Raw genomic sequence first — 6,937 nt, 5'->3', positions numbered from 1 at the left:
GTAGCGCAGAGCACCGCTGAGCAATACGGCCTATTGCCCGCCTAACACCTGAGTTAAGCCGCGCCGCGAAGCGGCGTCGGCTTGGACGAATTGTTAGCACTCACCTGCGAAGTACCACTGCAGGAAGCTCAAGAAGGTGGGAAAATCTGGAGCGAGAGTGCCTTGGATCAAGAGGCTGTCGCCGCCTTCAAAGTCCACCGTGTATACGGCGTCCGTTGCTGCGTCATAGACGAGGACCGAGCCTGCGAGCAGGTCCGAGATTACGAGGTAATGCTCGGGCCAGCTAAATTTGCTGCGCGCCACAGCCGTAGAGTACTCGACGCATTCCGTCGAGGTGGGATCACCCGCATTGAGCAATAGGAATCCCGTCCGTGAACTCGAAAACGGGCCTTCGCACGTGGCAAAGAACTCCGACGCCACAGACCCCGACTGAAAGCCAACAGTCTCTAGGTACTGGAGCGACAACGGCTCTTCCCGCTTCCAGGCTTCTTTTACGGCGACTGCGGGGATGGCCATTGTGAGTGCTAACACCTGAGTTAAGCCGCGCCGCGAAGCGGCGTCGGCTTGGACGAATTGTTAGCGCTCAGCTTACGCGAGCCACAGAATCGCGCCTTGGCCTCGCGCGGCGGCGCCCTGATAGAACTCAACCAGACTCTTGTAGTTCTCAACTAAGTACTCAAGCGCCTCGTCGCCATCCCTCTCCCAAATTACCACCGGGTAGACCTCTGCCTTTGTCATCTCACGGGGCGCGAAGCGCGACTTGAAGGTTTCCTCGTCCGGCAGGGCACTGGCGATACTTCTCACCTGATCGGCGTTCAGAAGCCTCGCCGGACCGTACCCGACATCCTCTCCGAGTTCATCGCCACCGAGAATCGCAGAGCCTAGGGGATCAGGCGCGTCGTCCGCCTTGCCGGTCAGCAGGTAATGAATCCCGTGCCACGCTTTGTCCACGTCAGCGTAGTGCGGAGGTTCACCCTCCCCGTCGTCCGGGTAAAGGTACTCCTCTACCTGTTCAGGGTCTTCTACGAGCCGCTGCATCGTTTCGATGTCTACCGCGGCGAAACAACCAACCATTCCCATGCAGAACTCTCCCTGAGGGCTAACACCTGAGTTAAGCCGCGCCGCGAAGCGGCGTCGGCTTGGACGAATTGTTAGGTTGCCGCCGACGAGCGAGCGCCTGGCCGATCAGCGCCCCACAGCTGACTCCGAGCAGGGATAGGAAGAAGCCTGGAGCGTTCTGCTGGAGGAGCGCAAGGAGCGAACCATGTCCGGTGAGCTGGGCAATCTGATACACGAAGTAGAACGCAACCGCCCACAGCAAGGCATGCATAACGAGCGCTGGAACGAGGAACCTGCTCCGAGCGAGGTAGCCGCCGAGGCCGGCACCAAGCAGCGCAATTGCGGCTGTTAGCAGAGAGTGGTGCACGCCTAGCTCAAGCAAGAAGCTGGCTTTCTGAGCGACGGTAATGAAGAAGGCCATCATCACGAGGCCGAGCAGGATACGGCGCATATTCCATTCTCTCCTAGGCAACCTAACACCTGAGTTAAGCCGCGCCGCGAAGCGGCGTCGGCTTGGACGAATTGTTAGGCCTGCGTCCGGACATGGCTACCGCCCGCCCCAACGCGTGGCCACGTGGATTATGGTCAAGACTACAGCGGGAATCATCAGGCTCACTGCCGTTACGAACGCCAATGGCCAATCGAGCGCGATGCAAAGAAAAGCGTAGGCAACTGCATATACCGCTGCGAGCGAATCGGCCGCGCTAAGACGTGGCGTACGGGCAGCGACTGCACGCCAAAACGCAAAGGCGAGCGCCATCAGGCAGCCCGCATAGGTAACCCTCGCTGCAATGCGAGCTGCCTCGACCGCTCCGTGCTCCCAAACAGCAGCGGCCAGGCCCAGCGGAACGAGGCCTAGGAGGATGAGCGTTCATTCGCGCGGCTTCGGAAAGTGTTTCAAAGTAGGCCTAACACCTGAGTTAAGCCGAACCGCGAAGCGGTTTCGGCTTGGACGAATTGTTAGGCCCCAGCCCGGACCTGGCTTCGCGCGACGGTTGACCAGAACCTGCCTGTCCTTCTGTCCGCCGCGGCGGTAACAAGCGTGAGGGGACAGAGCTGATTGTTTCTGATGGTAGGAAGACCATAAAAGGCGTGCTTTGGGTCTGAGACACAGATATCCCACTCGGTGTTGAGGGCAGCTCGCATTGTCTCTCCAACGTACCTCGCATACCCGTCGATTAGACGTTTGGCACTCTCGCTAAGCGCATCCTCGACCGTGGTGAACTCGGACAGGTAGTGGCGCTCGACCAGGTCGAGCGAGTCGATCGAAAGGTCCAGGTTGCTCGCGACTTCAGGGGGCAGCGAGCTCTTGAAGACAACAAGCGCATCGTCCATATGGACGAGCCATTCTTCGAACCGTTCGCGCTGATCACTCATCATGGGGCCTAACACCTTGAGTTAAGCCGAACTGCGAAGCAGTTTCGGCTTGGACGAATTGTTAGGCCGAATTGGCGAGGATACTGAGGCGTTTGCCCAAGCTACCCGTCACGCGACCGACAGCCGAGACACTACTGCAAGACCGGGCAGAGCACACCTGGAGCCGGGCCTTGCCGGAAGAGCTGCACCCAAGCGGCCGGCAGAGACCGAAAGAAGTGACGGAGAGTGCAGCCGCCGCGGTAAACGATCCGGGGCAAAGAGCGTCAGCGGCTGAAAGACCCGCCGGGGCGTACTCACTCGCTAGCCGGCCCTCCGCACAGAACATGGCTTGTTCCAATGCGGCCTAACACCTGAGTTAAGCCGCGCCGCGAAGTGGCGTCGGCTTGGACGAATTGTTAGAGCCCAGTCTACGCGGCGGCAGGCACGCATGCCCGGGTTGCACCGACTCTCTAACGAGCCTAAGGCAACGGAAGACCTCCCGGCCAGCGGAGTCGAGCTGCCCGGTGGAGACGAGGAAGTTGGTGACGTGCTGGGCGTCTTGCACGAGGTTGCTTGGAGTGCCCGGCAGCCGACCCAGCAGGTTGGCCGTGACGCGCCCGTCTGACGCAGGCGCCACGCGATAGATGAACCCCTCGTAGGTTCCGAGGTGAGCCAAGCCGGTGAAGGCATAGACGCCGGATGGATTACGAACGATGCCCGCAACGTTTTGGCTAAGAACGGTTTGACGCGTGCGGTCCTGCGCCTCAAAGACCAGCCGGCCGATCCACTCACCACGGTCGGTGCCCAAGAGCCGCCCACCGAAGACGGCCAGCGAGTGGTCTACGACCTCCGCCTCAAGGCGGCCTCCAGCCGGAGGCGTAGGTGGCGCATCTGCCGTGCAACCTGCGAGTGCTAAGGCCGCCAAGACCGCGTGCACCTTCATCTGGGCTCTAACACCTGAGTTAAGCCGCGCCGCACAGAAGGCTGGCCGAAGGCCGGAGACTCGCTAACCCGGACCTTTCAACGAAGCCACGAAGCGGCGTCGGCTTGGACGAACTGTTAGGCGCGAGTATGCCCGGCGAAGCGACGGGAAACACTAGCCGCGGCCTTGGGTGCACGAGGTGACGCAGGGCGACACAGCAATTCAGGCAAGCGGCGGATGGGCCCGGCCGAAGCCGCAGAACTCGGCGGCAACGTGCAGCCGAGCGGCCGCACGCATGACTGAGCAGGGCGAAGCGCTCTGGCGGCCGCGACCGTGGATGTGCAGAGCACGATGTGTCCGAAGGCAGACAACACGCCCGCGCGAACTCTCGAGCGCCCTCCGGTAACTTCACCGGCTTTCGCCGGCAACCTCACGAAGGGCGGGGTAGACCCCTTAAATGCTACGAACGAGCCCGCCTAACACCTGAGTTAAGCCGCGCCGCGAAGCGGCGTCGGCTTGGACGAATAGTTAGCCGCCTTGCAGAGCGGGCCGAAGATAGGACCGGTACCCTGCATCGTCTACTTCGATATTGCGGCACTCGGACACTGCCTGTTGGGCACGCTCTGCCGTTCGTCGGCCGCTGTTGTGGCGCTCCAGGTACCCCGCGATTTCGTTTGTGAAAGCTGAGTCCTGCAACAACATAGCCTCGGTTGCATCCCAGCACGCCGGATCTTCCGAGCGATATTGGGCACGAACCCGCTGGAAGGACTGCACGCTCTCAGGCGCGATCGCTTCACAAATGAGTGCGTGTGCCATCAGCCTCATGATGCGACCAGAATAGTACGGGTCCTCGTGCTGTCCTGAGCACTCCGGTGGCATTGCCTGGGCAAGCGCAGTGCCTGTACCGAAAGCAAAGGCTAGGCAGACGTAGAAGGCGGTTCTCATAGCGCGATCATGTCCATACGGCTAACACCTGAGTTAAGCCGCGCCGCGAAGCGGCGTCGGCTTGGACGAATTGTTAGGGGGCTGGCCCCGTGAGCTTGGCGAGCTCCGCATCTGTATAGAGCTTTAGCCGCTCAATCCGCTGACCATTAAGGAAATCCAGTGAAGGACCGTATTCGTATCCCGGCGCTTCGGCCGAACCGGCCAAGCTGTGCACTCGTGTGATGTTGTAGCCATCGCAGAAGTAGGTTTGGGTGCCGCCATCTGAGGGAGCAAATGGCGCTGGGTCGCATTCTGGACGCCCGCCGCCGAGGATCGCTTGATAGTTCTTCCAAGCGGCGGCAACAACTGAAGCATGCTCAGGCTTTAGCCGAGCGACGTCGATGCCAAAGTTTGGCCCGGTGTCCGCGATGAGCTTCACTGAGGAAGGCAGGCGCACCTTCGACGGGTTCATCGGAAGCCCAGTCTCAGGATCGTCCTCGTAGCCCGCGGCATACGGCACGTCCGGGGCTTCGGCCGGCACCGTCTCAGCCGTGCAAGCGGTCGTGGCAACTACCGCAGAGCAGAACCACAACATGCAACTAAGCCTCATGCAGCCCCCTAACACCTGAGTTAAGCCGCGCCGCGAAGCGGCGTCGGCTTGGACGAATAGTTAGGGCGCGTACCGTGTCGCTACCCCTAGCGCGACGTTACGCCCCTTTGCCGGAAGCCGTCCAGATACGATGGAGGTCACCGTCTACGAACCCCACCGCTACTGCCTCTGCTGATGTCAACCATGCGCCGCTAGGGCTTTCCACGTATTGGGCCAGCAAACCCCGAACACGCTCAAGGCAATCAGTCCAAGCCGACCCGGAGAACGCCAAAGGGATGGCCAGTGCCCTAGGCTCGGGCTCCCAGACTTCGTCGCAGGGCCAGTCGTCGTCGGAGTCCGCATAACGGTCAGATCCGATCAGCTCAACGCCGTACTTAACCCCTTCCATGCCGGCTGGCTCGAACAGGTTGAACGCGAATGCTCGCACTCCCGGCTGCAGCTGCCGGGCTGCGTCGTTGAGCCAGCTCTCGAGAAGCGACGGAAATTCCATAGCGCCCTAACACCTGAGTTAAGCCGCGCCGCGAAGCGGCGTCGGCTTGGACGAATTGTTAGGCGGCCAGCTTAGCCCGAACGCTTCCGCTGCCGCTGGTAGTAGGTGACGACCTGCCAAAACGAAGGGCAGACGTTTGCTTCCATTGGGCCGCCATCCACGAGCCAGTGTGTAACGGACTTCACCGCGTGCTCCCGTGCTGGCTCCGGTAGGCGGGCAGCCTGCTCCATATGCCTCGCCAACGTCTCTAGCCGAGATAGATCGAAGCCATCAATCTTCGCCGTGCGGGTTTGAGCCGCGCCTTCAAGTAGTAGGGTGCTGAGATCTGTCATGGCCGCCTAACACCTGAGTTAAGCCGCACCGCTGCGGAAGGGTGGCCGGCGCCCAAGTGGCTGAGCGGCCGGAGCTTTCCACGAAGCCACGAAGCGGTGTCGGCTTGGACGAATTGTTAGGCAGCGACAACCAAAGGGTTGCAGGCCTTTTGCGGAAGAGTACCGGCTGATCGTTCCGGAGGCGACACGCTCACACGGCTACCGGACCCGACGTGCCTAACGGCGGCGGAGCACCCTCAACTGGCCGAAGGGCGGGGCTGCGGGCGGCGGGGCTGCGCCCGAAGAGCAAACTGAAACCAGTGTTGCGTTTGGCGCGGCCTAACACCTGAGTTAAGCCGCGCCGCGAAGCGGCGTCGGCTTGGACGAATTGTTAGGCCTCATTCTGCAGTAGCTCCGGAGCGAGCGCACGCTGCAGTACAACTGGCCAATCCGCGTTGGCAAGACCGGCCGCCGCCAGCAGATCACGCCAATCTCGTTTGGCCAAGGCGAGCGCTGATTCGAGCTGCATGGGCACGCCGCCAGCCAAGAGGAGGATGCCCATGTGCACCCTTACACGCGTTTCATCCCACTCAGGCTCTGAGGACGGCTCATTAAGGGCAGCAAGCCGTTCCAGAATGTCAGGCTGAAGCTCTGCAGGGTACGCGGAGGCGACGTAGCGTGTGACGAGTGGCGAGATGCTACCCATGAGGCCTAACACCTGAGTTAAGCCGCGCCGCGAAGCGGCGTCGGCTTGGACGAATTGTTAGCCGTTACCCGGCGAACTGGTAGCGCACGGCTGCTAAGGCAAGGGCGAAGAGGTAACCGTACAGGAACCGATCCATGCGCACGAGTTCCTGGCCCAGTTTGGCACGCCAAGCGCCGATACCGACCATTGCCGCACCGGCGATGACCGGGGAAACAATGAGGTTTGCAAGGCGCCACCCTTCCGGTACAAGCGATTCCGGGAACAGCACCAGGCTTAGGCCGCCAGCCGAAGCTCCGAAGATTGCATACCCGAAGGCAGCCACCGCCGGGTTGACGGGCTTCCGGCGTTGCCTACGCGAGTGCAGGCCAAGTTCAGCGAGCGTCTCCAGTACCAATTGGATCAGCAACTCACCGACGACCTCGAATACGAACTCCAGCACGCAGCGCTACTCCCCAGTAACGGCTAACACCTGAGTTAAGCCGAACCGCGAAGCGGTTTCGGCTTGGACGAATTGTTAGGCCGAATTGGCTTGGATGCTGAGGCAACTGCCCCGAGGCAC

General features: G+C 61.3%; 9 protein-coding genes. All 9 read right to left on the bottom strand.

The annotated features are described in order from the left end of the window. Positions 1 to 93 precede the first annotated feature (93 nt). Positions 94 to 516 (bottom strand): hypothetical protein, encoded by a 423-nt coding sequence (locus tag ACFFGH_RS34010; protein ID WP_386677326.1) that lies wholly within the window; start codon positions 514 to 516, stop codon positions 94 to 96. Positions 517 to 588: 72 nt separating this feature from the next. Then, on the bottom strand, positions 589 to 1,080 hold the full coding sequence (locus tag ACFFGH_RS34005) for a YfbM family protein (protein WP_386677324.1): 492 nt from the start codon (positions 1,078 to 1,080) through the stop codon (positions 589 to 591). Positions 1,081 to 1,111: 31 nt separating this feature from the next. After that, on the bottom strand, positions 1,112 to 1,510 hold the full coding sequence (locus ACFFGH_RS34000) for a hypothetical protein (protein ID WP_386677322.1): 399 nt from the start codon (positions 1,508 to 1,510) through the stop codon (positions 1,112 to 1,114). A gap of 509 nt (positions 1,511 to 2,019) precedes the next feature. Then, positions 2,020 to 2,439, bottom strand: a complete 420-nt coding sequence (locus ACFFGH_RS33995) for a hypothetical protein (protein WP_386677320.1) — start codon at positions 2,437 to 2,439, stop codon at positions 2,020 to 2,022. A gap of 352 nt (positions 2,440 to 2,791) precedes the next feature. Then, positions 2,792 to 3,223: a hypothetical protein gene (locus ACFFGH_RS33990; RefSeq protein WP_386677318.1), complete on the bottom strand. Its 432-nt coding sequence runs from the start codon at positions 3,221 to 3,223 to the stop codon at positions 2,792 to 2,794. Between the two features lie 1,132 nt (positions 3,224 to 4,355). Continuing rightward, on the bottom strand, positions 4,356 to 4,802 hold the full coding sequence (locus ACFFGH_RS33985) for a hypothetical protein (protein WP_386677316.1): 447 nt from the start codon (positions 4,800 to 4,802) through the stop codon (positions 4,356 to 4,358). 166 nt (positions 4,803 to 4,968) lie between these two features. Next, positions 4,969 to 5,361 (bottom strand): hypothetical protein, encoded by a 393-nt coding sequence (locus ACFFGH_RS33980; RefSeq protein ID WP_386677314.1) that lies wholly within the window; start codon positions 5,359 to 5,361, stop codon positions 4,969 to 4,971. Positions 5,362 to 6,063: 702 nt separating this feature from the next. Beyond that, entirely contained in the window at positions 6,064 to 6,234 is a 171-nt protein-coding gene (locus ACFFGH_RS33975; RefSeq protein ID WP_386677312.1) for a hypothetical protein, read from the bottom strand. A 208-nt stretch (positions 6,235 to 6,442) separates the two neighbouring features. Beyond that, positions 6,443 to 6,817, bottom strand: a complete 375-nt coding sequence (locus tag ACFFGH_RS33970; RefSeq protein WP_386677310.1) for a hypothetical protein — start codon at positions 6,815 to 6,817, stop codon at positions 6,443 to 6,445. Positions 6,818 to 6,937: the final 120 nt, after the last annotated feature.

This window comes from Lysobacter korlensis (assembly GCF_042434515.1).
Note: the sequence above shows the minus strand (reverse complement) of the source record. Positions and strands in the feature narration are given on the sequence as shown.

Excerpts from the sequence above, each read along its gene's own strand:
- ACFFGH_RS33980 (WP_386677314.1), bottom strand. The coding sequence starts at position 5,361 with ATGGAATTTCCGTCGCTTCTCGAGAGCTGGCTCAACGACGCAGCCCGG.
- ACFFGH_RS33995 (WP_386677320.1), bottom strand. The coding sequence starts at position 2,439 with ATGATGAGTGATCAGCGCGAACGGTTCGAAGAATGGCTCGTCCATATG.
- ACFFGH_RS33975 (WP_386677312.1), bottom strand. The coding sequence starts at position 6,234 with ATGGGCATCCTCCTCTTGGCTGGCGGCGTGCCCATGCAGCTCGAATCA.
- ACFFGH_RS34000 (WP_386677322.1), bottom strand. The coding sequence starts at position 1,510 with ATGCGCCGTATCCTGCTCGGCCTCGTGATGATGGCCTTCTTCATTACC.
- ACFFGH_RS34005 (WP_386677324.1), bottom strand. The coding sequence starts at position 1,080 with ATGGGAATGGTTGGTTGTTTCGCCGCGGTAGACATCGAAACGATGCAG.
- ACFFGH_RS34010 (WP_386677326.1), bottom strand. The coding sequence starts at position 516 with ATGGCCATCCCCGCAGTCGCCGTAAAAGAAGCCTGGAAGCGGGAAGAG.